Genomic DNA, 23553 nt, shown 5'->3' with positions numbered 1-23553 from the left:
CGTAGGGACAAGCGGGGATCCGGTCGTCCGGCCCGGCCGACCGCCCCGACGCTTCGCGCCCGCTCTGCCGGGCCGGCCCCGGAGTGCACGCCCGCGTCCCGGCTCGGCCGCGTCCCGGACTGGCCCGCGTCCCGGCTTCACGCGATCCGGTTGGCCTGGTCGGTGTCCGGGCCGGGCCGCGTCCCGGCCCGGCCGGCCCGCGTCGCGGCCCGTCAGGCCAGCGCGGTGGTGAGCCGGCGGGCCTCCGTCACCAGCCGGCTCCCGCCGCCCCGCGCCACCACGTCGGCCAGGCCCGGCACCTCGATCCGTACCCCGGTCGCGGTGGTGGTCTCCGCGGCCAGGGTGAGCAGGTCCGGGGTGCCCCGCGGTGGCGTCGGCGCGGCCAGCAGCGCCGGCAGCGCCGCGGCGAGCAGCCGCCAGGTGCTCAGCCGGGCACCGGCCGCGACCGCGTCGCGCAGCGGGGTCGCCGCCCGGGGGAGCGTCACCTGGCCGTCCGCCGCCAGCGCGCCGAGCCGCACGCCCACGGCCGGCGCGTCCAGGTCCCCGGACGCCGCCAGCATCAGCAGGGCGTCGAGCGTGGCGACCCGGTCCACCTCGTGCCGGGCGCACAGCCCGTACGCCAGCACCAGGTCGAGCGCCGGGCCGCCCGCGCCCGTGCACTCGGCCAGCACCGGCAGGACCGTGGCACCCTCCCGCAGGTCCTCCTGCGCCGCCTTCGCGACCTCGGCCAGCAGGTGCGCGGCGACCAGCCCTCGGTCCCCGGGCAGCAGGGCCGGCCACAGGTCGCCCCAGCCGCCGTGCCCCCGTCCGACCAGGTGCGCCGGCACGGTGAGCAGCCCGAGCGGGTCGGCCACGCCGTCGGGCGGGGTGGTGGCGACCACGGTCCGCCGTTCCGGCATGCGGTCGTACCGGAAGTCGTAGTCGCCTATCCGCTCCCGCCGGCCGACCGTCACCACCCGGTGGACCGGTGCCGGGAGGACGTCCCCCCGCAGCCAGCCGGCCAGCTCGGCGCCGGCCGGCGTGCCGAGCGCCGCCGCCCGCGCCGCCAGCGCCTCGTCCACCCCGGCGGGCAGCCGCAGCAGCGCCTGGGTGAGGTCCCACCGCCAGACCGGGCGGCCGCCGAGGGCGGCCAGCCGGTCGTACAGCGCGGTCGGGTCGAGGGCGCTGGTGGCCGAGGTGGGCGCGGCGAGCAGGCCGGGATCGCCCCGCCCGTCCAACCGCTGCCCGATCTCGGCGAGCCGGGCGCAGTACACCTGCGCCAACGCGGACCGGCGGGGCGGCTCGCCGGCCAGCCGGCCCCGGAACGGGCGCAGCGCCCGAGGGCGGGACTCGGTGAGGATTCCGGCCCACTGGTCGCGGCGGGTGGCCGCCTCGGCCGGGGCGGCGGCGGCCAGCAGGACCCCGTGCAACTGGGCCGACAGGTTGAACACCGCCCACGGGTGGTCGAAGTCGCCGACCTGGTGGCGTTGCAGCACCGGCAGCAGCGCGGACTCCAACCGGTCCCGGTCGGTGGTGCCCAACCGGACCAGCCCGTCGAGGACCCGCTCGACCGCCAGCGCCGGCCAGCGCCGGCCGAGCAGCGCCGACACCTCCTCGACCAACTCGTCCACCTCGGCGATCGGGGACGGGACGGCCGCCGCCGGCGCCGGGGGAGGCAGCTCGTCGCCGGCCACCGTCACCGCGACGGAGCGAACCGGCCGGTGCCCGTGCCGCTGCGCCAGCGCCACCGCTCGGTCCCGCAGGTCCGCCGCCGGATGTTCGGTGGCCACCGCGAGCGCGGCGGCGACCTCCGCCGCCCGGTCCGGCTGCTGCCGGGCGAGCTTGTCCAGCCAGGACAGCTGCGCCCGCACCAGCGCCTTCTCCGGCCGGGTCAGCACCGCCCGGGCGGCGTCCAGCAGGGGCTCCAGCTCCACCGCGTCACCCGGGTCGCGCAGCGTCCGCAGCGCCGTCGTGGCGACCGGCCCCGGCCCGTCGGCGAGCAACCGCAGGTACGCGCTCGCCCGCGCCGCCACCTCCTCCGGGGTCGGCGTCAGCAGGTCGTGCAGGGCCAGGAACGGGCGCAGCGCGACCGGCCGGTCCCCGCTCAGCAGCCGACCGAGGACCCCGTCCAGCAGGACCGTCCGGTCGACCCGCCCCTCCGCCGCCAGCGCGGCCAGGGCCCGGGGTGCCGCCTGCCGGTCGCCGCCGAACGTCAGGTCGGCTCCGACGCCGTCCACCTCGAACAGCCGGGGCAGCAGCACGTCCAGGAACGGGTCGGCGCGCAGCCGGTCGAGCAGGGGTGGCTGCTGCTGGCCGGAGGGCTGCTGCCACCACATCGCGTACGCCCAGCCGGCGACGAACGCGTCCCCGGGCGGCGGCGCCACCTTCTCCGCCAGCAGGAGCCCCGCCGTGAAGTGCCAGCCTTCCCACGGCTCGCTGCGGCGCATCCGGTCGGCCAGCTTGTACGCCAGGTCGGCCAGCCAGGTCACGCCCCGCTGCCGGGCCATGGCGACCACCGGCTCCGGGTCGGCGTCCCGCAGCATGACCGACCGCCGGCCGAGCAGCGCCGCCGCCTTCGTCGCGGTGCTGAGCGTGCCGACGGCCGCCAGCGCCAGCGCGGTCGCCTCCTTCCCCCACCACCAGTTGTCGCGCCGCCGCCGGACGTGGGCGACCAGTTCGTCGCCGAGCGCCCGGCGGGCCGGCTCGTCCAGCCCGTTCAGCACCGACCGGACGGCGCGCACGTCGCCCCGGATCAGGGACTCGAAGAAGTCCGTCACGCCCCCACCTCCGCCGGCGCCGCCACCATCGACACGGCCAGGGCGTGTTTGCAGGGCCCGCGCTGCCCGCGGTGCCGCCCCCACCACCGGCAGGAGCAGGTGTACGCCCCGTCCGGCAGCCGCCGCACCCGGTAGACCTCGTCGCCGCTGCGTACCGTGGCGTGCTCGCCCTCCCGGGCGACCGCGCCGCGCTCGACCAGCACCCGGGCGCCGACCAGGCGCGGGTTGTCCCGCTCGGCCCGCCCCGCGTCGTACGGCATGACCCGGTGGAAGTGCCCGCCCTCGGCCACGTCGTAGCCGACCCGCCCGGCGGTGCCGAGCTGGGCCAGCGCGGCGCGGACCCGGTCGTCGGGCAGCCCGGCCGCGTCGGCGAGCGCGGCGACGTCGATCGTCGGGTCCCAGGAGAGCAGGGCGCCGACCAGCTCCGCGTCGTCGACCACCTCGTCACCGGCGAGCGCGAGCAGGGCCGCTCCCTCACCGGAGAACCCCCGGTACGGCTCGGGGGAGAGGGTCAGCGACAGCCGCAGCGCCCCGGTGTCCAGCACCCAGGTGCTCGGCACGGCGGGGAGCCGGCCCGCACCGACGGCCCGTACACCCGCAGCGTGTCCGCGTGGCGGAGCAGGCCGCGCAGCGCCGCGAGCCGGCCTGCGCCGGCCAGGCAGACGGCGCCCGGCACGGGTCGCGAGGTGAGCCGGAGCGTACGCCCGGCGGGCACCGCCCAGAGCACCGAACGGTCGGTGCCGCCGGGTAGCCGGCGCAGGAAGGCAGCGGCCCCCGCGGCGGGGATCTCGGCGCGCGGCTCGAACGCCGCGGTGAGCACCTGCACCTCGGCGAAGCCGCGCAGCCAGCGCCCCGGTAGCGGGACCTTCCGCTCCACCACCGTGCCGTCCATCGTGGACACCGTCAGGTCGTCCGGGCCGACGGCCACGTGCAGCGGTTCGATCCGCCGACCCGGGCCAACGCCTCCCGCAATGGCGGGTTGACGTCGACGTTGGTGGTGCCGTGCCCGACGACCTCGCCGTCGAAGCCGGCCGGTAGCACGTCCATCCGGGCGTACACCCCGCAGCAGCCGGAGAAGGACTCGAAGCGCAACCGGTCCCGGCTGCCCGTCACCACCGGGTCCAGGCTCGCCGGGTTGACCGGCTGGTGGTAGCGGGTGCGAGCCACCTCGGCGACGGCGAGCAGCCCGGCGGCCGCCGCCGCGGGGGTGGTGAGGAACCCGGAGAAGAAGCGCGGGTTGGCCGCCGGGCCGCCGCAGGTCTGGAGGTCGAGACCGGCGGCGCGCAACGCGGACGGCTGGAGGTATCGGTACGTCTGGACGGCGTTCACGGCGCACACGGTAGGGCGACCGACCGACATCCGCTGGGCGGGGTGCTCACCGGCCGGGTCGTGGACTCGCGCACCCGGCAGCCGGTGCCGGGGGTTTGCCCGCTCGCGTACGTCGGCCGGGACGGTGACACCGTTCCCTTCCAGCAGCAGGAGTGCTCCGACGCCGACGGACGGTGGCGGGTGTCCGCCCTGCCCGCCAAGCCGACCACCGTCCGGCTGTGGGGCGGCGACCGGTACGGGGTGGTGTGGATCTACAACGCGGACACCCAGGCCGGATATCCGGTGTGCGCGTCGGCGGAAAGCGCATTAGGTTGCTCGGATGTTCGCTCTTCCCCTGACCGACGACGCCGAGCTGCGGCCGCTCGAACCGTGGCGCTCCGACGAGTTCCTCGCCAACCTCGACCGGTGCCGGGAGCACATCTCCCCCTGGGTGGGGGCGTCCTTCGTGGCCACCGACGCCGATTCCGCTCGCAAGGTCCTGCAGAACTACGCCGACCGGTGGGCCCGCGACGACGGCGGGATCTGGGGCATCTGGCAGCGCGGCACCCTGGTCGGCGGGGTTCTCTTCGTTTCCCTCAACACCACCACCGGCGTCTGTGAGGCCGGCTGCTGGCTGGAGGCCGGCGCCGAGGGGCAGGGCCTGGTCACCCGCGCCGCCCGCGTGATCATCGAGTGGGCGATCCGGGAGCGCGACATCCACCGGGTGGAGTGGGTGACCAAGGCCGGCAACGATCGCAGCATCGCCGTCGCCCGGCGGTTGGGCATGCGCCGCGACGGTGTCCTCCGCGAGGCGGCCCCGGGGCCGACCGGCCGGGCCGACATGGAGGTCTGGTCGGTGCTGGCCCCGGAATGGAAACCCTGACGCGCTGCCACACCGTCTCGCCGACGTCGGTCGCGGCCCGGAGCACCGCCAGGCACCCGTCGACCGGCGTGGAGTCCGGGGCCGTCCGGATGCCAGGTGCCGGTCAGCACGCTGCCGTACGCGGCGGAATTCTGTCGTACCCGGACGTGAACATGTGTCCATGGCTGCCCCCGCACTGGCCGACCGGTCCCCCCAGCCGCGCGCCCTGCCGCTGCGCGAGGTCCGCACCCGGCTCACCCAGCTCGTCGCCCTAGCCGAGCTGACCGACACCGTCACCATCGTCACCCGCGACGGCGACCCCCGCCCGATCGCCGCGATCGTGCCCGCCCCCGCCGCCCGCACGGCGACGCAGACCCGGGCCGACTCCGAGCGGATCGCAGCGATCAGCGCCGGCTGGTCCCGCCGCCTGGAGGAGCAGCATCGGCAGAGCAGCCGGCGGCACGCCGCCGAGCGGCGTGCGCTCGTCGACGCCCTCGCCGAGGTCTGGGCCGAGCTGGACCGCCGCGTCCCGGCCGGCGACCCGGCGCTCGCCCGGCTCCGCGCCGCCCACGCCGACCTGCTGCGCGACTGAGCCGGCGGCGGCGACCCGACCCGGGGCCGCCGCCGGCGTACGCGTCAGTCCCGGCCGCGCTGCGCCCGGTAGCGGCGGATCAGTGCGGCGGTGGAGGTGTCCACCTCACCGAGGTCCGGCTTGGTCCCGGTGAGCTTCGGCGCGAGCTGGTTGGCCATCACCTTGCCCAGCTCCACGCCCCACTGGTCGAACGGGTTGATGTTCCACACCGTGCCCTCGGTGAAGACGATGTGCTCGTAGAGGGCGATCAGCTGGCCGAGGGTCGCCGGGGTGAGCTTCGGCGCGATGATCGAGGTGGTCGGGTGGTTGCCCGGCATCACCCGGTGCGGCACCACCTCGGCCGGGGTGCCCTCCGCCTCGACCTGCTCCCGGGTGCGGCCGAAGGCCAGCGCGGCGGTCTGCGCGAAGAAGTTCGACATGAACAGGTCGTGCATGTCGCCCAGGTCGTGGTTGGGCTGGCTGAACGCGATGAAGTCGGCCGGGATGAGCAGCGTCCCCTGGTGGATGAGCTGGTAGAAGGCGTGCTGGCCGTTGGTGCCGGGCTCGCCCCAGAAGATCTCCCCGGTCGGGTACGTGACCGGCTTGCCGTCGACCGTGACGGACTTGCCGTTGCTCTCCATGGTGAGCTGCTGGAGGTACGCCGGGAACCGGTGCAGGTACTGCGAGTACGGCAGCACCGCGTGGGTCTGCGCACCGAGGAAGTCGGTGTACCAGACGTTGAGCAGGCCGAGCAGCGCCGGCAGGTTCCGCTCGACCGGCGTGGTGCGGAAGTGCTCGTCGACGGCGTGGTAGCCGGCCAGCATCTCCCGGAAGCGTTCCGGCCCGATGGCCAGCATGACCGACAGGCCGACGGCCGACGGCAGCGAGTACCGGCCGCCCACCCAGTCCCAGAAGCCGAACATGTTCTCCGGGTCGATGCCGAAGTCGCGGACCCGCTGCTCGTTGGTGCTGACCGCGACGAAGTGCCGGGCGATGGCCGAGTCGTCGGCGTCCAGTCCGGCGAGCAGCCAGCGGCGCGCCTGGTCGGCGTTGGCGAGGGTCTCCTGGGTGGAGAACGTCTTGCTGACCACGATGAACAGCGTGGTCGCCGGGTCCAGGTCGGTGGTCTTGTCGTGGATGTCGGTGGGGTCGATGTTGGAGACGAACCGGCAGCTGATCCCGGCGTCCCGGTACGCCTTCAACGCCTCGTACGCCATCACCGGGCCGAGGTCCGACCCGCCGATGCCGATGTTCACCACGGTGGTGATCCGCTCGCCGGTGTGTCCGCGCCAGTTGCCGGAGCGGACCCGCTCGGCGAAGGCGGACATCCGGTCGAGCACGGCGTGCACGTCGGCGACCACGTCCTGCCCGTCCACCACCAGCTTCGCCTCGCGTGGCAGCCGCAGCGCGGTGTGCAGGACGGCCCGGTCCTCGGTGGAGTTGATGTGCGCGCCGGAGAACATGGCGGCGATCCGGTCGGTCAGCCGTACCCGCTCGGCGAGGGCGGTGAGCAGGCCCAGCGTCTCGTCCGTGACGAGGTTCTTGCTGTAGTCGACGTGCAGGTCGGCGACGTCGCCGGTGAGCCGCTCACCCCGCTGCCCGTCGGCGGCGAACAGCTCCCGCAGGTGGGTGCCGCGCACCGCCTCGGCGTGCTTGCGCAGGGCCTGCCATTCGTCCATGGTGGTGACGTTCACAGCCATCGGGTCGATCTTCTCCTTCACGACAGGTCTGTCAGCGGGCCGTCGTCGCGCCCACTGCCGGCGACTCCACCAGCCTGCCACCCGGGACGGGCCGGCGCGACGCGACCCGACATCGCCCACCCCTTGGCACTTCGCCGGACCGCACGCCGTATGGGACACCTGTTCGGCACGCTGGCCACATCGAGACAGCGTTCTGTCGCACATCGCTCGACGCTGGACGCCACCGCACGCCCTCGGGCAGGATCCCCGGAATGCTCCAGTCGATCCTCTACCGCACTGGCGCCGTCGCACACTGTCGCAACGGGTCGCGAGGTCAGGCCACGGTCACCGGGTGCCGGACCACGCCGTCGAAGAGGTACCCGAAGTCGTTGTGAGCGGCGGTGTCGGGCTGACCGGCCCCGGTCACGTCGGTGGCCCGGGCGCGCAGCGTCCAGCGGCCGGGGGCGGGCGGCCGCCAGACGGCGGTCCAGCGCTGCCACGCCCCGCCCCGGTCGGCGGCGACCAGTTCGGCGGGGCGCCAGTCGTCGTCGCCCGTGCTGACCTCGACCCCGGCGATCGGCCCGTTGCCCGACCAGGACCGGCCGCGCAGCAGCACCTCGGCGCCGGCCGGGATGCGGGCGTCCCAGGCCAGCTCGAAGGCGCTCTTCACCGACTGGGCGGCCAGCACCCCGCCGCCGTCCGGATGCTCCGGGCCGAACATCCGGTAGAGCTGGGTGTTCCAGGGGGAGAAGAGGGGAGTGGCGGAGACCTCGACGGCTCCCACCCACTTGGTCGAGGAGATGCCGATCCAGCCGGGCACCACCACCCGCACGGGGAAGCCGTGGTCGGCGGGGAGCGGCTCGCCGTTCATCTCGTACGCCAGCAGTACGTCGTCGAGGGCCTTGCCGACCGGCAGCGGCCGGCGTACCCGGCCGAGGTTCACCCCGCCGGTGACGTACTCCGGGTCCAGCCCCTCCGGCATCACGTCGACCGCCGCGTCGGCGAGGCCGGCCAGCCGGAGCACGGTGCCCAGCCGTACGCCCCGCCAGCGCGCGACGCCGACCCCGCCGAGGCCCCAGGCCACCCCGGGGGCGGAGGCGCCCTGCTGCTCGATGAAGAAGCGGCGCCCGTTGCCGGCGCACTCGACCAGCGCGGTGCCCTCCTCTGCGGGCAGTCTCCGCAGGTCGGAGAGGCTGAACTCGACCGGGTCCTGCCGGGTCGGCGCGCCGCGCAGCCCGGTGCCGAAGAGGCGCAGCCGCCAGGTCTCGGCGTCCAGCCGGGGCGTCACGGTGTGGTTGCGGACGAAGAATCGGTCGTTGGGGACGACGTGCCCCTGCCCGGCCATCGCCTCCCAACACATCTCGGCGTTGCTCTCCAGCCGCCGGAACAGCTGCGGCGGCAGCGGCTTGGCGATGGGCGCCGCGGCGGCACCGGCTCCGGGGTCGACGCCGACCGGGGCGCGGGTGACGGCGACCGGTTCCCGCTCCTCGGCGGCGGCCGTGACGGCGGCCATGGCCGCGCCCAGCTCCAGCAGCTCCTGACGGGAGACCCCGTCGCAGCGGGCCTCCCCGGCGAGCCACTGCCGGGTCCGGTGGGCGTCGTGCTCGACTTCGTCCGGGGAAAGCGGGCGTGACACGGGGACCTCCGGGCTCGGCGGCGTTGCATTCCCATTCAATCAGTAGAAATAGCCGTCGATCAGAGCCGGTGGTGGCGCGGCTGGCCGCGGCACGGAGGGGATCAGCCGGGGGGCTGGCCGGCGAGGAAGTCGGCCAGCACGCGGGTGTGGGTGGAGAAGGCCAGCTCGACCGGCTCGGTGAGCACCAGCCACTCCGTGGCCTCCGCGGTCGGCGCGGACGGCGGCAGCTCCCCGGCCGCCCGCTCGGGCAGCACGCCGAAGACCATCATGGTGCCGCCGGCCGGCGCCCCGTGCACCGCGAAGAGCCGCGCCTGCTCGGGTTCGGCCAGCAGGCCGGTCTCCTCGCGCAGCTCCCGGACCAGCGCCTCCGACCACTCCTCGCCGTACTCGATGAACCCGCCGGGCAGCGCGAGCTGGCCACGGGCCGGCTCGATGTCGCGGCGGACCACCACCACCCCCAGGCCGGCCGCCGTGCGTACCGGCAGCACCGCCACCGCGACCGGCAGCGGATTGCGCCAGACGGTCTGCCCGCAGGTCCCGCAGACGCGCGGCCAGCCGGCTCCGGCCGGGTAGACCGTGCCGCAGTACGAGCAGTGCGAGTACGGTGCGCCGGTCACGCCGCAGCACGTTACCCGCCCGCTCCCCGAGCGTCGCGGTCAGCCGATGATGGGTCGGCAGAGCGGTCCCATCACCGACGCAGGCGGCCACTGCCGAGCTTTCCCGCCGCCGAACCCCTTGGCCGGTCGGGGATCGCGCCCGTGGGTCGTCCACGAGTTCCGCGCCGCCGGTCAGGAGGCCGGCACCCCGGTGTACGCGGCGGTGGTCCGCTGCGCCGCCGCCCGCGCCTCGTCGGCCGGGGTGCCGGCTGCCACGCTCGCCTCGCCCCAGCGCTCGCTGCTCAGCGTCATGAACCGGCGGCCCTCGTCGGAGCCCATCCACGCGGCGGCCTCCGCCGGGTCGACCCCGCTGCCGTCGGCCGCCAGGTGGGAGGCCAGGCCGAGCAGGCCCATGTCCCAGCCGACGCCGGTGGCGCCCGGCCCGAACTCGGCCCAGCGCTCGTCGTCCACGTGCGCGACGTGCTCCAGCTCGAACCGGGTACGTCCCTCGCCCGCCGGGCTGAGTCGCACCTCGATCCAGCTCACCTCGCCGCCGTACTCCCAGGTCGCGGCGAAGCCGTGCGGCGGGTCGCAGCGCTCGACCGTGCCGCTCGCGTTGCCCTCCAGCTGGTACCGGCCGCCCAGCCGCAGGTCGCCGGAGATCGGCAGGAACCAGCGGGGGATCCGCTCGGCGCTGGTGCAGGCGTCCCAGAGGTCCTCCAGCGGCGCGTCGTACGTCTGACTGATCGTGCTGACGCGCGCCTTGCCGGCGGGCAGCGCACGGCTGCCGACGGTGCGTTCGACGGCGCTGATCTGCCCTGTCACTTCGATCATGGTGAGTTCCTCTCGTCGTGGGCCTCCCCGCGCAGCCGCCGCTCCCGCCGGCCCCGCGCCAGTTCGGTGGCGAGCGCTTCCAGCGGCGGGGTCCAGAACCGGCGGAAGTGGTCCAGCCAGGCGTCGACCTGGCGTAGCGGCTGCGGGTCCACCGCGTAGAGGCGGCGGGTGCCCTCAGGTCGTACGGTCGCGAAGCCGCTCTCGCGCAGCACCTTGAGGTGCTGCGACACGGCCGGTTGGGAGATGCCGAACTCCCGCTGGACCGCCGCGCAGATGGTGCCGGCGGTCTGCTCGCCCTCGGCCAGGAGTTCCAGGATCCGGCGGCGGACCGGGTCCCCGAGGACGTCGAAGGCGTGCACGACCTCTTTCTATCAGATGTGGCTTATATAAGCGAGCAGCGGGAGTCACCCTGGCTGACGGCGGGGGAGCCGAGTGGGTCCGGACCGCGCTACGAAGCTGATGACGCAAACGAATCACCTGCGGCCCGGGCCGCGATTCGTTCACGTCATCAGCTTCATAGCGTGCTCGGGGTGCTACTGCCGCGCAGCGGCGGGTCGGCCGTGGTCAGCCGAGCCGGGCGGCCACCGCGCTGCGCAGCTCGGGGAGCCGGTCGTGCAGCAGCCCCGGGCACTGGGTGCTGTTGAAGTCCTTGTGCCCGTAGATCTCGGTGGCGGGGATGGCGTACTGCTGGCAGGTGAACGCGCAGAAGGTCACCAGGCTGTCCCAGAGCGCCTGCGGCGGCTGCACGTCGAGGTAGATGCCCTCGTTCTCGATGCCGATGGCCTGGCTGTTCTGCCCGACGCAGTGCGCGCCCTGGACCATGGTCTGGCCGTGCAGCAGCGCGTAGAGGCTGCCGTGCCGGCCCTCGGTGAGGTAGCCGGCGCGGCTGTTGGTGAAGTGCTGCCCCGAGTCGATCCAGCCATTGGTGTCCATGTGCAGGTTCTGAATGTCCCGGGAGTTCTGGTACGCGTGGGCCAGGCTGTAGTCGGTCGAGTTCGGGAACGCCGTGTGGTGGATGATGATCTTGTTGGGCCGGTTCTGCACCACGGTCACCGCCGACGACGGCGGCCGGGCGCCCCAGGTGGCGCAGTTGGCGATCACCGGCTGGTCGACCCGGCTGCCCACCGCCCGGGCGCCACGGTCGGCGGTGAACTGGCCGAGGGCGGTGACACCGGCGGCGGCGCCGAGCAGGACGGCGCCGCGCAGGACGGCCCGCCGGGGTACGGGGACGGACATCGGGACCTCCTCGAGGGGGCGCTCCGGGTGGCGGGCCGGGCGGCCCGCCACCGGGCGACGGTCAGCAGGGTCCGTTGCAGGCCAGCACCTTGAGCCGGTCCCAGGTGCCGTTCCAGACGTTCTGGTCGCCGGGGAAGGTGCCGGAGGAGGACCACTGCCAGAACGAGTACGTCCCCCAGCCGGCCGGCAGGGTGCCGACGGAGCTGGAGTACCGGGCGATCCAGAGCGGGTTGTTGGCGGCGAACTGCGAGGTGTTGCCGGTGCAGGTGGTCCACCAGTCGGTGGTGGTGTAGATGGTCGCCCACCGGCCGGTGCGGGCGTGGTACTGGTTGACGAACGAGGCGATCCAGCTGCGCATCGAGCTCTGGCTCAGCCCGTAGCAGGTGGCGCCGTACGGGTTGTACTCGATGTCGAGCGCGCCGGGCAGCGTCTTGCCGTCCTTGGACCAGCCACCGCCGTGGTCGACGAAGTAGTTGGCCTGGGTGGCGCCGCTGGTGGTGTCCGGCCGGGCGAAGTGGTACGAGCCCCGGATCATCCCGACGTTGTAGGAACCGTTGTACTGCTGGGCGAAGTACGGGTTGGTGTAGTAGGTGCCCTCGGTGGCCTTGACGTAGGCGAACCGGGCGCCGTTGTTCCAGGCGGCGGACCAGTTGACGTTGCCCTGGTAGCTGGAGACGTCCATGCCGGGCAGGCCGGCCGGGGCCGCGCTGGCCGGGGTGGCGCCGAGGGTGGCCGAGGCGGCCAGGGTGACCGTGGCGAGCAGCGCGGTCGTGGCGGTCCGCAGCGCCGATCGGAGGGGATGGTTCATCATGCCTCCCTGGGGGATGCCGCTCTTCGGGCGGCGGGAGTGGCGAAAGGAACTGTCAGTATTAGGTCACAAGACGGAGATAAACTTCAATAGATACATGGAAGTTTTTCGCTGCCATGCGGTGTGCCGCGGCTCAACCGGCGCAGCCCGGGCGTCGGCGTGTCGATCCGGCGGCGGCCCATTCGTATGGAGGGTGAAGGGGCCGGCACCGGGCCGGCCGCCGCGCGAGGAGGACCGCATGAAGCATTACCTGATCAGCATGTACCAGCCGGCCGGCGAGGGGATGCCCGACCCGGAGTTCCTGGCCGAGGTGATGCGCAAGGTCGACGCCATCCACGACGAGCTGGTCGAGGCCGGGTCGTGGGTCTTCGGCAACGGGCTGCACGCACCGGAGACGGCCACCGTGCTGCGCCCGAAGGGGGACGAGGTGCTGGTCACCGACGGGCCCTTCGTCGAGGGCAAGGAGCACCTCGGCGGTTTCACCATCATCACCGCACCCGACCTCGACGTCGCCCTGGAGTGGGGCCGCCGGTACGCCCTGGCGACCACCCTGCCGATCGAGGTGCGCCCGTTCCAGGGCGAGGTCTGAGCGGTCGCCCATGCCCGACCTGACCGCCGCCGAACGGGTCTTCCGCGCGGAGTACGGCCGCGCGGTCGCCGTCCTGGTCCGCGTCCTCGGCGACATCGACCTCGCCGAGGAGGCGGTCCAGGAGGCGTTCACCACGGCGGTCGGCCGCTGGCCGGTCGACGGGGTGCCACCCAGCCCGGCCGGGTGGATCATCACCACCGCCCGGAACCGGGCGGTCGACCGGCTGCGCCGCGAGGCCACCCGGGCCGACCGGCACGCGCAGGCCGCGCTCCTGCACGCCCGCGACGCACCGGCCGAGGAGGGACCCGTGCGCGACGACCGGCTCCGCCTGATCTTCACCTGCTGCCACCCGGCGCTGGCCGCCGGCGCCCGGGTCGCGCTGACCCTGCGGCTGCTCGGCGGCCTGAGCACCGCCGAGATCGCCCGCGCCTTCCTGGTGCCGGAGTCCACGATGGCCCAGCGCATCGTGCGGGCCAAGGCGAAGATCCGGGACGCCGGGATCCCGTACCGGGCGCCCCGCGACGCGGATCTGCCCGACCGGCTCCGGGCGGTGCTGGCCGTCGTCTACCTGATCTTCAACGAGGGCCACACCGCCAGCTCGGGGGAGCGGCTGGTCCGCGATGAGCTCTGCGTCGAGGCGCTCCGGCTCGGCCGGCTGCTGGCCGGGCTGATGCCGGACGAGCCGGAGGTGCTCGGGCTGCTCGCCCTGATGCTGCTCACCGAGGCGCGCCGGCCCGCCCGCAGCGCACCGGACGGCGGCCTGGTGCCGCTGGCCGAGCAGGACCGCGACCGCTGGGACCGCGAGCTGATCGCCGAGGGGCAGGCGCTGGTCCGCCGTTGCCTGCGGCGGGACCGGCCCGGGCCGTACCAGATCCAGGCGGCGATCAACGCGGTGCACAGCGACGCGGCGACCGCCGCCGACACCGAATGGGCCCAGATCGTCGCGCTCTACGACCAACTGATGACGGTCGCCCCCGGCCCGGTGGTCGCGCTCAACCGGGCGGTCGCGGTGGCCGAGCTGGCCGGACCGGCCGCCGCGCTCGCCCTGATCGACGACCTCGACCTGGCCGGCTACCACGTGTTCCACGCGGTCCGCGCCGACCTGCTGCGCCGGCTGCGCCGTGCCGAGGAGGCCGGCCGGGCGTACGACGCGGCGATCGCGCGCACCGACAACACCGCCGAGCGGGACTTCCTCCGGCGGTCCCGTGACCTGATGAGGAGTCACCGATGACGGCACCCCGCGTACTGGTGGACGGATTGGCCTTCGGTGAGTCGCCCCGCTGGCACGACGGGCGGCTCTGGCTCGCCGACTGGGGCACCGGGGAGGTGCTGACGGTCGACGCCGATGGCCGGACCGAGGTGGTGGCCCGGCTCGACGGCCTGCCGATCTGCCTGGACTGGCTGCCCGACGGGCGGCTGCTGGTGGTCGCCGGCGGCGCCGGGCGGCTGCTGCGCCGGGAGCCGGACGGCACGCTGGTCAGCCACGCCGACCTGCGGCACCTGGTGGCGCACCCGTGGAACGAGGTGGTGACGGACGCCCGGGGCAACGCCTACGTCAACACCATCGGCTTCGACTTCCCCGGCGGCGACGTCGCGCCGGGCGCGATCGCCCTGGTCCCGCCCGACGGCGCGGCCCGTTTGGTGGCCGACGGTCTCGCCTTCCCCAACGGCATGGTGCTCACCCCGGACGGCGGCACCCTGATCGTCGCCGAGTCGTACGCCGCCCGGCTCACCGCGTACGACGTCGCCGCCGACGGATCGCTGACCGGCCGGCGGGTCTGGGCCGAGGTGGCGGGGTCCGCCCCGGACGGCATCTGCCTCGACGCCGAGGGTGCCGTCTGGTACGGCGATGTGCCGAACCGCTGCGCCGTGCGGGTGGCCGAGGGCGGTCGGGTGCTGGACCGGATCGACCTGGACCGGGGCTGCTTCGCGTGCGCCCTCGGCGGCTCCGACGGCCGCACCCTGTTCCTGGTGGCGATGGAGTGGGGCCCGGGCGCGATGGCCGGTGGGCCGCGTACCGGTCAGGTCCTGGCCACCGCCGCGCCAGCGCCGGGCGCCGCCGGGCGGTGAGCGTCCGGTCCCGGCGGGCGCAGGCCGCCGAGGAACAGCGCGACGAGTTGCCGACCTACCTCCGCGAAGGTCAGCGGCCCGTCCGGGTGGAACCAGGTGTGGGTGTTGCCCAGGGTGCTGAGGAACGCGTGGGTGATCACCGTGGCGGAGACGTCGGTGCGGACCGCGCCGCTGCCCTGCCCTTCGCGCACCAGGTCGCGGAACAGGTCGTGGTAGCGCCGCCGCTCCCGGCGGGTCGCCTCGGCCTGCTCGTCGTCCAGCAGGTGCGCCGACCGGGCCCAGACGGTGAGTTCGTCGACGTGCTCGGCGGTGTGCGCCACGACGTCGAGGGCCGCCGCGCGCAGCCGCTCCTCGACCGGTCCGGTGCCGTCGGCGATCTCCCGCAGCCGCGCGGTCTGCTCGGCGAGCAGTTCCCGGTAGATGCTGGTGAGCAGCTCGGACTTCGACCCGAACCAGTGGTACAGGGCCCCCTTGGTGACCTCGGCCGCGGCCACGATCTCCTGGACGCTGGTCGCCTCGTAACCGCGCCGGGCGAAGAGTTCGGTGGCGGCCGCGACGATGTTCCGCCGGGCGGACCCGCGGGGTGCCCGCCGCCGACCGGCCGGCTCGGTGGTCGCCACGGTCATCGCGACTCCAGCTGTCGGCGGATCTCGCGCCGGGCGACGTCGCGTACGTGCACCTCGTCCGGGCCGTCGGCGATGCGCAGCGTACGGGCGCCGGCGTACATCGAGGCGAGCGGGACGTCGTCGGAGACGCCGGCGCCACCGTGGACCTGGATCGCCCGGTCGAGCACGTCGAGGGCGACCCGCGGCGCGATGACCTTGATGGCGGCGATCTCGGTACGGGCGCCCTTGGCGCCGTACCTGTCGATCATCCAGGCGGCCTTGAGGGTGAGCAGCCGGGCCTGCTCGATGGCCATCCGGGACTCGGCGATCTGCTGCTGCACCACGCCCTGCTCGGCCAGCGTCCGGCCGAAGGCGACCCGGCTGGCGGCGCGGTGCACCATCAGGCTCAGCGCGCGCTCGGCCAGGCCGATGGCGCGCATGCAGTGGTGGATGCGGCCGGGGCCGAGCCGGGCCTGGGCGAGGGCGAAGCCGCCGCCCTCCTCGCCGAGCAGGTGGGACGCCGGCACCCGGACGTCGGTGAAGACGACCTCGCCGTGGCCGTGCTGGTCGTGGTAGCCGAAGACCGGCAGTGAGCGGACCACCTCGACGCCGGGGGTGTCCACCGGCACCAGGATCATCGACTGCTGCCGGTGGGTGTCGGCCGACGGGTCGGTCTTGCCCATCAGGATCAGGATCCGGCAGCGCGGGTCGGCGATGCCGGTGGTCCACCACTTGCGGCCGTTGATGACGTACGAGTCGCCGTCGCGTTCGATCCGGGTGGAGATGTTGGTGGCGTCGCTGGAGGCGACGTCCGGTTCGGTCATCGCGAAGGCGGACCGGATCTCGCCGGCGAGCAGCGGGCGCAACCAGCGCTCCTGCTGCTCGGCGGTGCCGAACATGTGCAGGATCTCCATGTTGCCGGTGTCCGGAGCCGCGCAGTTGGTGGCTTCCGGGGCGAGTTCGATGGAGCGGCCCATCAGTTCCGCGAGGGGGGCGTACTCCAGGTTGGTCAGCCCGGAGACGTCGGGCAGGAAGAGGTTCCACAGCCCCCGGCGGCGGGCCTCGACCTTGAGGTCCTCGACCACGGCGGGCAGGTGGTGGCGGTTGCCGGCCGCGGTGAGCTCGGCCCGCTGCGCGGCGTAGACCGGTTCGGCCGGGTAGACGTGGTCGTCCATGTACTCCTGGAGTCGCTTCAGGTGCTCGGCGCCGCGTGCGGTCGGTTCGAAGTCCATGGCTGCCTCCCCATTGACGCGCATGTCGGCGGCTCGCTACCGTCGCCGGACGCCGAACATACCGGCTGGTCGGTATGGCGTCCAGAGCACAATGAGCGCGAGGAGCACCAGGGTGAGCGTGATGGACCGGTTCCGCCTCGACGGAAAGGTCGCCGTGGTGACCGGCGCCTCCTCCGGCCTGGGGGTGTCGTTCGCCCGGGCGCTCGCCGAGGCCGGCGCCGACGTGGTGCTCGGCGCCCGCCGGGTCGCGCGGCTGTCGGAGACGGGCGCGCTCGTCGAGGCGGCCGGCCGCCGGTACGCGGCCCGCGCCACCGACGTCAGCAAGCCCGAGGACTGCGAGGCGCTGATCGCCACCGCGATCGAGCAGTTCGGGCGGGTGGACGTGCTGGTCAACAACGCTGGCGTCGGCACCGCCGTCCCCGCCACCCGGGAGACGCCGGAGCAGTTCCGCGCCGTCGTCGACGTCAACCTCATGGGCAGCTACTGGATGGCCCAGGCCTTCGCCCGGGCCGCCACGAACGGCGGGGCCATCGTCAACATCTCCAGCGTCATCGGCCTGCGCCCCGGCGGCATCCCGCAGGCCGCGTACGCGTCCAGCAAGGCCGGCGTCATCGGGCTGACCCGCGACCTGGCCGCGCAGTGGACCGGCCGCAAGGGCATCCGGGTCAACTGCATCGCCCCCGGCTTCTTCCAGTCCGAGATGAGCGACCAGTTGGAGCCGGCCACCTTCGAGATGATCAAGGCGCTGGCGCCGGCCGGCCGCCTCGGCGAGCACGAGGAGTTGGCCGCCACGCTGATCTGGTTGGCCAGCGACGCCTCGTCGTACGTGACCGGGGTGACCGTGCCGGTCGACGGGGGCCTCGTCATGCCGTGACGTCCGCGGGTCGGAGGGCGTAGACCGACTGTCACGTCCCGCCATGTACCGCGACTCGCCGCACAGGAGCACCTCGCCGGCCCAGCTCACCGGTCTGCGGAGCCGGGGCGAGCAACGCATCCGGCAGGCATGGGCCCAGGCGTACGTGCCGGGCCGCCGCTTCGGCAGGACCAGCCGATGTACGTGGTGACCGGCGCCACCACCAGTCGATATCTCTGTGTCGGTGTTGCGCCGCTCGTACCAGACGTAGCCGTTGCCGACCAGGTCGGCGTAGTCGTCGATTGAGAACAGGCTCATTCGGTGGCGGGCCGTCGTCTGCGCCCGCCCTTCGCGATTGCCTCGGCCGGTCCTTGGCGTTCGCCGCGCTAAGCGCTTCGTGCGGTCCTTCGGCCGACCGGCGATGGGTTGACCCTCCCGCGTGCAGCTGGCGTCGGCCGAGGGCGTCAGCCGGTCGATCGCCGCCGAGTGTCGTGGGGAAGGTGTCGGGGCATGACAGGCATCTGTATACCCTGTATGCTACGCGACATGATACCGAGTGTGGTGACATTGTGAGCATCCGGCATGCGCTGCTGGCGCTCCTCAGTGAAGGCCCGAAATACGGCCTGCAGCTACGCGAGGAGTTCGAGGCGCGGACCGGCGAGGTGTGGCCGCTGAACGTCGGCCAGGTGTACACGACCCTGCAGCGGCTGGAGCGCGACGGCCTGGTCGAGTCCAACGACGACGCCGACCCCAGCCCGCAGAAGGGTTTCCGGATCACCGCCGACGGTGCCGACGAGCTGGCCGGCTGGCTGCGCACGCCGCCCGACCTGGCGTCGCCACCCCGCGACGAGCTGGTCATCAAGATCCTGGTCGCGGTGCGGCTGCCCGGCGTCGACGTGCACGAGGTCATCCAGGCGCACCGGCGCTACCTGGTCGAGCTGATGCAGCAATGGACCCGGCTCAAGGAGGAGGAGGCCGACCTCGACCTCGGTCTGGCGCTGGTCGTCGACGCCGAGCTCTACCGGCTGGACTCTGTCGTGCAGTGGCTGGACACCGCCGACGGCCGGATCAAGCGGGCCGCGCTCGAACCGCCCGCTCCGGCCAAGGCGGCGGCACCGCAGATCCGGCGCAGGGCGGGGGTGCGCCGATGACCGGGGTGTTGGAACTGCGCGCGGTCTCGAAGACCTACCTGGACGGCGCCGACGAGGTGCACGCGCTGCGCGAGGTGGACCTGGCCGTCGAGCCGGGCAAGATTGTCGCGGTCATGGGCCCCAGCGGCTCGGGCAAGAGCACGCTGCTCACCATCGCCGGGGCACTGGAGACGCCGACCGCCGGTGAGGTGCTGGTCGCGGGTCAACCGCTCTCGGCGATGTCGCGCGATGATCGGGCCCGGCTGCGGCGACGCGCCATCGGCTACGTCTTCCAAGACTTCAACCTGCTGCCCGGGCTCACCGCGGCCGAAAACGTGGCGCTGCCGCTGGAGCTCGACGGGCTGTCGGCCGGCAAGGCGCGCGCCGCCGGGCTGCGCGCGTTGGAGGAGCTGGGCCTGGCCGACCGCGCGTCGCGATTCCCGGACCAGCTTTCCGGCGGCGAGCGGCAGCGGGTGGCGATCGCCCGAGCCGTCGTCGGGGACCGCCGGCTGCTGCTGGCCGACGAGCCGACCGGCGCACTCGACTCGGCCAACGGTGAGGCCGTGATGCGGCTGATCCTGACCGCCTGCAAGGGCGGGGTGGGCGCGGTGGTGGTGACGCACGACGCGCAGCTCGCCTCCTGGGCCGACCGGGTGGTGTTCATTCGCGACGGCCGCATTGTCGACCGCACGGCCCCTCGCCCCGGGCCCGACTCCCTGCTGGCCGAGGAGGCAGCCCGATGAGCGTCGCCGTCGAGGATCCGCCGTTGGTGCTCGGCACCGGCCACGGCGGGATGCCCGCGCGGCGCGCCGTGGCGCGTTGGGCCTGGCGGCTGCTCCGGCGCGAGTGGCGCCAGCAGTCGATCGTGCTGGCCCTGCTGGTGGTCGCCGTGGCGGCCACCACCGTCGGCCTCGGCATCGGCGCCAACGCCCCGTCGCAGGCATCCGTGTTCGGCACCGCCGACCACCTGGTGACGTTGGTCAGCACCGGCGCGCAGCTCGACGCCGACATCGCCAAGCTGCGCAGCTCGTTCGGCACCGTCGACCTGATCGAGCACCAGAAGAAGATCCCGGTGCCCGGCTCGGCGAACGGCGTCGACGTGCGCGCCCAGGACCCCAGCGGGCCGTACGGCCGGACGATGCTGCGGCTCGACACCGGCCGCTGGCCGCAAGGCCCCGATGAGATCGCCGTCACCGACCGCGTGGCGAAGATCTTCAGTCTGCACATCGGCGGCACCTGGAACCAGGGCGGCAAGCAGCGGACCGTGGTCGGCCTGGTGGAAAACCCGCTGGACCTACACGACGCGTTCGCCCTCATCGCGCCCGGCCAGGGCACCGCGCCCGACCACGTCGACGTACTCATCCGGGCGTCCACGGCGGACTTCACCACGAAGCCGCGCCCTGAAGACATGTCGATTCAGATCCGCTCCGACGAGGCGGACACGTCCAGCGTCGTGGTGCTCGTGCTCGCCACGATCGGGCTGGTGTTCGTCGGCCTGCTGGCGGTGGCCGGGTTCACCGTGATGGCCCAGCGGCGGCTCCGCGCGCTCGGCATGCTCGGCGCGATCGGCGCGAGCCACCGGCACATCCGGCTGGTCCTGCTGGCCAACGGCCTGGTCATCGGCGCGGTCGGTGCGCTCGCCGGCGCGATCCTGGGGGTCGCCGGTTGGATCGCGCTCAGTCCCCAGCTGGAGTCACTAGTCGGTCACCGCATCGACCGGTTCAACCTGCCCTGGACGCCGGTACTCATCGCCGTCCTCCTGGCCACCGTGACCGCCGTCGTCGCCGCCTGGTGGCCCGCCCGCGCCGCCGCGCGCATTCCAGTCGTCGCCGCCCTCTCGGCGCGACCGGCACCACCCCACCCAGCGCACCGGTTCGCGGCGCTCGGCACGGTGCTCCTGGCCCTCGGCCTGGCCTCGCTCTTCATGGCGCAGCAGACGAAGGTGCCGTTCATCCTCGGCGGCGTGCTGGCCACCGCGATCGCGCTGCTGCTGCTCGCCCCGGTCGGCATCGCCACCATCGGCCGGCTCGCGCGCCACGCACCCCTGGCGCCGCGGCTGGCGATGCGCGACCTGGCACGCTACCGGGCCCGGTCCGGCGCGGCGCTGGCCGCGATCGGGCTGGCCATCGGCATCGCCGCCGTTGTCGCCCTGAGCACCGCCGTCGCGGCGGCGAAGGCGGCGGCCCCCACCGGCGGCAACCTGCCCGCCAACCAGATCGTCGTCTGGCTGTCCCAGGAGACCATGAACGGGCCGGTACCGACGCTCTCGTCCACGCAGGTGGAGGCCATGCGGAAACAGGTCGACACGATCAACGCCGACCTGCACGCCACGTCGGTACTGCCGCTGACCGGCGCCGTCGACCCGAACCAGCCCCTCGAACGCGGCGGCCGCGCGCCGGCTGTGCTGGGCAAGCCGCACGCCGCCGGCATCGGTGAACCGGGCGCCGTCATGTACAGCAGCCAGGATTCGATCCCACTGTTCGTCGCGACCCCGGAGTTGCTCGCGCACTACGGGATCGACCCGGCGAGCATCAACGCCAGCACGGACCTGCTCACTCCGCGGGCGAGCATCGACGGGTACGACCTGATTCCCGGCCGGTCCCGCGACTGGCATCCGAACCTGCAGCACGTGACGTTGCCCAGCTACACGTCGCTGCCCAACGTGCTGATCACGACGCACGGCATGACGCCGCTGCACCTGACGACCATCCCGGTGGGCTGGCTGATCGACGCGCCGCACGCGCTGACGGCGGCGCAGATCGACAAGGCGCAGCAGACGGCGGTCGCCGCCGGGCTCAACGTCGAGTCCCGCCCGACCGGTGTGGATCAGGCGCGGCTGGCCGACCAGTTCACCGCTGTCGGCATCGCGGTCGCCCTCGGGGTGCTGGCCATGACCGTCGGGCTGATCCGCAGCGAGACGGCCCGGGATCTGCGCACGTTGACCGCGGCCGGAGCGCGCCGGAGCACCCGACGGGCGCTCACGGCGGCGACCGCCGGGGCGCTGGCGCTGTCCGGAGCGATCATCGGCACCGCCTGCGCGTACCTGGCGTTGCTGGCGTGGTACCACCGGGAAGCGCACTGGCTGGCCCATCCGCCGGTGCTCAACCTGGTGGCGATCCTGGTCGGGCTGCCGATCGTGGCGTACGTCGGCGGTTGGCTGCTGGCCGGTAAGGAGGCGCCGGTCATCGCCCGCCAGCCACTGGACTGACGGCGCCCGGAGGGCCGGGTCCACGGCCGGGTACTTGCACCGTGGCGGTGACGCGCACCAGCGCAGGGCATCGCCGGGGTCGAGCCGAACCCGAACCGGACCGGGCGCGTCGACGTCCGCCAGGCCCGCGCCATTCAGCCGGGCGGTCGCCGCGGTGATCCGGTGCAGATCCTGCACGCCGTACCACTCGCGGCGACCGTTGCCAGCGCTGCCGTACCTCCGGACGAACCCCGCAGCACCAGCTTCGCCGGCAGGTCGATGAACCGGACCCACGGCAGCGGCCGACCCGGCGGTGACGGGACTGCTCGGCGTGCTCTGAACACGGCCGAAAAGCGGGGCCGACCATACGGGACGTGACGAACCTCGGCGGCTCGGCGCGCGCGGTGCGCGGCAGTGAGCGGATGCGTCGGGCCATCCACTAAGGTCCGGGTTGTGGCAGCCAAAGCAGCGGGGGCGTTTCGTCGGACGGCGATCGAGCGATCAGACCAGCGCGTCGCATGGGAACGGACGGACCAGGCCTTCTTCGCTGCCGGAGCGTGTCACATCCTCGCCTGGGTTTGCCGAGATTCCTACCCAGCCCGGCCGATCGAGATAGCGGGGGTGCGCTTCGCGGGCGAGCGGCAGGTCTTCCATGCCTACGCGATCTGGGATGGCTGGGCGTTCGACCACTCGGGCTGGAATCCAGAGCCGCAATTGCTGCTGGCCAACACAGACTTCGAAGGCCACCCGCTAGAGCGCGTCAAGATCATGGTCAGTCTCGCTGAGTTCTGCGAGGAGCACCACTCCCGCATGCCGAACCAGTATTGGCATGACCCGCTTCCCCGTGCTCGCGACTACGTGGGCCGATACACCCCACCTTGGGCGTAGCGCCTCCGGCGCGCAATCGTCGGCCGGAGCAGGTGTTTCACTTACCGACCGCTGGTGATGCACCGTGACGCCCGGTCGGCGGCAGATAAGGATGTCGCCTGATCGCGGTTCACCCCCAGGGGGCATGCTTGGCCACGGACACGACAGGCTGCCCGCTACCCAACGTCAGTAGAACTCGACCTCCCAGAATTCGAGGTCCGCTTCTCCGGGAGGAAGCTTTCCAGTGCAGTACTGGTAGAGAAACGTCGCGCCGCGGCGTTGGGCGTACTTCTCGTTGATCGGGTCTCCCTGATCGTTGAGTTCGAGGACGTTAGCGAAGATGGCGAAGCAGGTCTCCATCTGGGAGGGCGAGTCCTTCAGCTCGTCCGAGTAGTCGATGCCCTCGAGCATGGGATGGCCGACCGAGCCACCTGCGACCCAACCGGCAAAGCGGCGGATCGCTCCTGACGCACCTTGACTGAGGTGGGAAGACATGCGCGCAACCTATCGGTGGCACCCGTTGCGATCTACCGGGTTGCCGCGGTGTCACGTCCTCAACTGGCAGAAGCGGACACCGCCTGCACTGACGACGGTCACGAACGGTAGCGCGCGGATCGCGGCAGATGGGTGCACTGGCCTGTTCGTTTGTGCGCCTCTCTGAACGAGAACCACTGCCCGGTCAAGGATTGCCTTCCGTCCCTGCCGCAGGCTCGTGGATCGCCGGCGTGTGGCGG

24 protein-coding genes are annotated in these 23553 nt (G+C 73.4%); 10 read left to right on the top strand and 14 right to left on the bottom strand.

The genetic code is table 11. The features are described 5' to 3' along the window. Nucleotides 1-212: 212 nt before the first annotated feature. Genes SLP03_RS26940 through SLP03_RS26925 form a run of 4 tightly spaced genes read right to left on the bottom strand, consistent with a single transcriptional unit; the run spans nt 213 to nt 4085 of the window. A complete protein-coding gene (locus SLP03_RS26940) occupies nt 213-2756 on the bottom strand; it encodes a DUF6493 family protein (RefSeq protein ID WP_319463438.1) in 2544 nt (847 codons plus the stop codon). Beyond that, nucleotides 2753-3316, bottom strand: a complete 564-nt coding sequence (locus SLP03_RS26935) for an SWIM zinc finger family protein (protein WP_319463437.1) — start codon at nt 3314-3316, stop codon at nt 2753-2755. The genes SLP03_RS26940 and SLP03_RS26935 overlap by 4 nt, the downstream gene beginning before the upstream one ends. Then, entirely contained in the window at nt 3268-3657 is a 390-nt protein-coding gene (locus SLP03_RS26930) for a hypothetical protein (RefSeq protein WP_319463436.1), read from the bottom strand. The genes SLP03_RS26935 and SLP03_RS26930 overlap by 49 nt, the downstream gene beginning before the upstream one ends. Before the next feature lie 2 nt (nt 3658-3659). Next, entirely contained in the window at nt 3660-4085 is a 426-nt protein-coding gene (locus SLP03_RS26925; RefSeq protein WP_319463435.1) for a hypothetical protein, read from the bottom strand. Nucleotides 4086-4404: 319 nt separating this feature from the next. Here SLP03_RS26925 and SLP03_RS26920 point away from each other — a divergent pair, with 319 nt between their 5' ends. Beyond that, entirely contained in the window at nt 4405-4947 is a 543-nt protein-coding gene (locus SLP03_RS26920; protein ID WP_319463434.1) for a GNAT family protein, read from the top strand. Nucleotides 4948-5107: 160 nt separating this feature from the next. After that, nucleotides 5108-5518: a type II toxin-antitoxin system Phd/YefM family antitoxin gene (locus SLP03_RS26915; RefSeq protein WP_319463433.1), complete on the top strand. Its 411-nt coding sequence runs from the start codon at nt 5108-5110 to the stop codon at nt 5516-5518. A gap of 44 nt (nt 5519-5562) precedes the next feature. On the opposite strand, the gene pgi is transcribed toward SLP03_RS26915, so the two are convergent. From pgi to SLP03_RS26880, 7 genes are all read right to left on the bottom strand, one after another. After that, nucleotides 5563-7197, bottom strand: a complete 1635-nt coding sequence (gene pgi, locus SLP03_RS26910; protein WP_319463448.1) for a glucose-6-phosphate isomerase — start codon at nt 7195-7197, stop codon at nt 5563-5565. Nucleotides 7198-7510: 313 nt separating this feature from the next. After that, nucleotides 7511-8812 (bottom strand): sulfite oxidase, encoded by a 1302-nt coding sequence (locus tag SLP03_RS26905; RefSeq protein WP_319463432.1) that lies wholly within the window; start codon nt 8810-8812, stop codon nt 7511-7513. A 101-nt stretch (nt 8813-8913) separates the two neighbouring features. Beyond that, on the bottom strand, nt 8914-9429 hold the full coding sequence (locus tag SLP03_RS26900) for an NUDIX domain-containing protein (protein WP_319463431.1): 516 nt from the start codon (nt 9427-9429) through the stop codon (nt 8914-8916). Between the two features lie 171 nt (nt 9430-9600). Continuing rightward, nucleotides 9601-10242: an SRPBCC family protein gene (locus SLP03_RS26895; protein ID WP_319463430.1), complete on the bottom strand. Its 642-nt coding sequence runs from the start codon at nt 10240-10242 to the stop codon at nt 9601-9603. Beyond that, nucleotides 10239-10601, bottom strand: a complete 363-nt coding sequence (locus SLP03_RS26890) for a metalloregulator ArsR/SmtB family transcription factor (RefSeq protein ID WP_319463429.1) — start codon at nt 10599-10601, stop codon at nt 10239-10241. Before SLP03_RS26890 ends, SLP03_RS26895 begins: the two co-directional genes overlap by 4 nt. A 205-nt stretch (nt 10602-10806) precedes the next feature. Further along, a complete protein-coding gene (locus SLP03_RS26885; RefSeq protein WP_319463428.1) occupies nt 10807-11478 on the bottom strand; it encodes a peptidoglycan recognition family protein in 672 nt (223 codons plus the stop codon). A gap of 61 nt (nt 11479-11539) precedes the next feature. Continuing rightward, nucleotides 11540-12286: a lysozyme gene (locus SLP03_RS26880; protein WP_319463427.1), complete on the bottom strand. Its 747-nt coding sequence runs from the start codon at nt 12284-12286 to the stop codon at nt 11540-11542. Between the two features lie 238 nt (nt 12287-12524). Here SLP03_RS26880 and SLP03_RS26875 point away from each other — a divergent pair, with 238 nt between their 5' ends. From SLP03_RS26875 to SLP03_RS26865, 3 genes are read left to right on the top strand one after another with little or no spacing between them, the layout of a single operon-like run. Then, nucleotides 12525-12875, top strand: coding sequence for a YciI family protein (locus SLP03_RS26875; RefSeq protein WP_319463426.1), 351 nt, complete (start codon nt 12525-12527; stop codon nt 12873-12875). A 10-nt stretch (nt 12876-12885) separates the two neighbouring features. Next, the gene (locus SLP03_RS26870; protein ID WP_319463425.1) at nt 12886-14106 is read left to right on the top strand and encodes an RNA polymerase sigma factor; all 1221 of its coding nucleotides are present in this window, start codon (nt 12886-12888) and stop codon (nt 14104-14106) included. Next, nucleotides 14103-14945, top strand: a complete 843-nt coding sequence (locus SLP03_RS26865) for an SMP-30/gluconolactonase/LRE family protein (RefSeq protein ID WP_319463424.1) — start codon at nt 14103-14105, stop codon at nt 14943-14945. The genes SLP03_RS26870 and SLP03_RS26865 overlap by 4 nt, the downstream gene beginning before the upstream one ends. Here SLP03_RS26865 and SLP03_RS26860 read toward each other — a convergent pair. Both SLP03_RS26860 and SLP03_RS26855 read right to left on the bottom strand, forming a co-directional pair. Then, nucleotides 14897-15571, bottom strand: coding sequence for a TetR/AcrR family transcriptional regulator (locus SLP03_RS26860; RefSeq protein WP_319463423.1), 675 nt, complete (start codon nt 15569-15571; stop codon nt 14897-14899). The two genes, SLP03_RS26865 and SLP03_RS26860, sit on opposite strands and share 49 nt — an antisense overlap. Next, nucleotides 15568-16782, bottom strand: a complete 1215-nt coding sequence (locus SLP03_RS26855) for an acyl-CoA dehydrogenase family protein (RefSeq protein ID WP_319463422.1) — start codon at nt 16780-16782, stop codon at nt 15568-15570. The genes SLP03_RS26860 and SLP03_RS26855 overlap by 4 nt, the downstream gene beginning before the upstream one ends. Nucleotides 16783-16903: 121 nt before the next feature. Here SLP03_RS26855 and SLP03_RS26850 point away from each other — a divergent pair, with 121 nt between their 5' ends. The 5 genes from SLP03_RS26850 to SLP03_RS26830 all read left to right on the top strand — a co-directional run bounded on the left by SLP03_RS26850 (nt 16904) and on the right by SLP03_RS26830 (nt 22840). Further along, nucleotides 16904-17656, top strand: coding sequence for a glucose 1-dehydrogenase (locus tag SLP03_RS26850; protein WP_319463447.1), 753 nt, complete (start codon nt 16904-16906; stop codon nt 17654-17656). A gap of 548 nt (nt 17657-18204) precedes the next feature. Further along, nucleotides 18205-18786 carry a PadR family transcriptional regulator gene (locus SLP03_RS26845; protein WP_319463421.1) on the top strand — a complete coding sequence of 194 codons (582 nt, stop codon included), beginning with the start codon at nt 18205-18207 and terminating at the stop codon, nt 18784-18786. Further along, nucleotides 18783-19508 (top strand): ABC transporter ATP-binding protein, encoded by a 726-nt coding sequence (locus tag SLP03_RS26840; protein WP_319463420.1) that lies wholly within the window; start codon nt 18783-18785, stop codon nt 19506-19508. The genes SLP03_RS26845 and SLP03_RS26840 overlap by 4 nt, the downstream gene beginning before the upstream one ends. Further along, a complete protein-coding gene (locus SLP03_RS26835; protein ID WP_319463419.1) occupies nt 19505-21973 on the top strand; it encodes an ABC transporter permease in 2469 nt (822 codons plus the stop codon). The genes SLP03_RS26840 and SLP03_RS26835 overlap by 4 nt, the downstream gene beginning before the upstream one ends. A 432-nt stretch (nt 21974-22405) precedes the next feature. Beyond that, nucleotides 22406-22840, top strand: a complete 435-nt coding sequence (locus tag SLP03_RS26830; protein WP_319463418.1) for a hypothetical protein — start codon at nt 22406-22408, stop codon at nt 22838-22840. Nucleotides 22841-23005: 165 nt separating this feature from the next. On the opposite strand, the gene SLP03_RS26825 is transcribed toward SLP03_RS26830, so the two are convergent. Continuing rightward, nucleotides 23006-23314, bottom strand: coding sequence for a hypothetical protein (locus SLP03_RS26825; protein ID WP_319463417.1), 309 nt, complete (start codon nt 23312-23314; stop codon nt 23006-23008). Between the last annotated feature and the right edge of the window lie 239 nt (nt 23315-23553).

This window comes from Micromonospora sp. RTP1Z1 (assembly GCF_033804685.1).
Classification (GTDB): domain Bacteria; phylum Actinomycetota; class Actinomycetes; order Mycobacteriales; family Micromonosporaceae; genus Micromonospora.
This window is presented reverse-complemented; position numbering and strand designations above follow the sequence as displayed.

Bases quoted from the DNA above. Each gene is read 5' to 3' on its own strand.
- SLP03_RS26920 (WP_319463434.1), top strand. From the start codon at position 4,405: ATGTTCGCTCTTCCCCTGACCGACGACGCCGAGCTGCGGCCGCTCGAA.
- SLP03_RS26915 (WP_319463433.1), top strand. From the start codon at position 5,108: ATGGCTGCCCCCGCACTGGCCGACCGGTCCCCCCAGCCGCGCGCCCTG.
- pgi (WP_319463448.1), bottom strand. From the start codon at position 7,197: ATGGCTGTGAACGTCACCACCATGGACGAATGGCAGGCCCTGCGCAAG.
- SLP03_RS26895 (WP_319463430.1), bottom strand. From the start codon at position 10,242: ATGATCGAAGTGACAGGGCAGATCAGCGCCGTCGAACGCACCGTCGGC.
- SLP03_RS26885 (WP_319463428.1), bottom strand. From the start codon at position 11,478: ATGTCCGTCCCCGTACCCCGGCGGGCCGTCCTGCGCGGCGCCGTCCTG.
- SLP03_RS26880 (WP_319463427.1), bottom strand. From the start codon at position 12,286: ATGAACCATCCCCTCCGATCGGCGCTGCGGACCGCCACGACCGCGCTG.
- SLP03_RS26875 (WP_319463426.1), top strand. From the start codon at position 12,525: ATGAAGCATTACCTGATCAGCATGTACCAGCCGGCCGGCGAGGGGATG.
- SLP03_RS26870 (WP_319463425.1), top strand. From the start codon at position 12,886: ATGCCCGACCTGACCGCCGCCGAACGGGTCTTCCGCGCGGAGTACGGC.
- SLP03_RS26865 (WP_319463424.1), top strand. From the start codon at position 14,103: ATGACGGCACCCCGCGTACTGGTGGACGGATTGGCCTTCGGTGAGTCG.
- SLP03_RS26860 (WP_319463423.1), bottom strand. From the start codon at position 15,571: ATGACCGTGGCGACCACCGAGCCGGCCGGTCGGCGGCGGGCACCCCGC.
- SLP03_RS26855 (WP_319463422.1), bottom strand. From the start codon at position 16,782: ATGGACTTCGAACCGACCGCACGCGGCGCCGAGCACCTGAAGCGACTC.
- SLP03_RS26850 (WP_319463447.1), top strand. From the start codon at position 16,904: ATGGACCGGTTCCGCCTCGACGGAAAGGTCGCCGTGGTGACCGGCGCC.
- SLP03_RS26840 (WP_319463420.1), top strand. From the start codon at position 18,783: ATGACCGGGGTGTTGGAACTGCGCGCGGTCTCGAAGACCTACCTGGAC.
- SLP03_RS26835 (WP_319463419.1), top strand. From the start codon at position 19,505: ATGAGCGTCGCCGTCGAGGATCCGCCGTTGGTGCTCGGCACCGGCCAC.
- SLP03_RS26825 (WP_319463417.1), bottom strand. From the start codon at position 23,314: ATGTCTTCCCACCTCAGTCAAGGTGCGTCAGGAGCGATCCGCCGCTTT.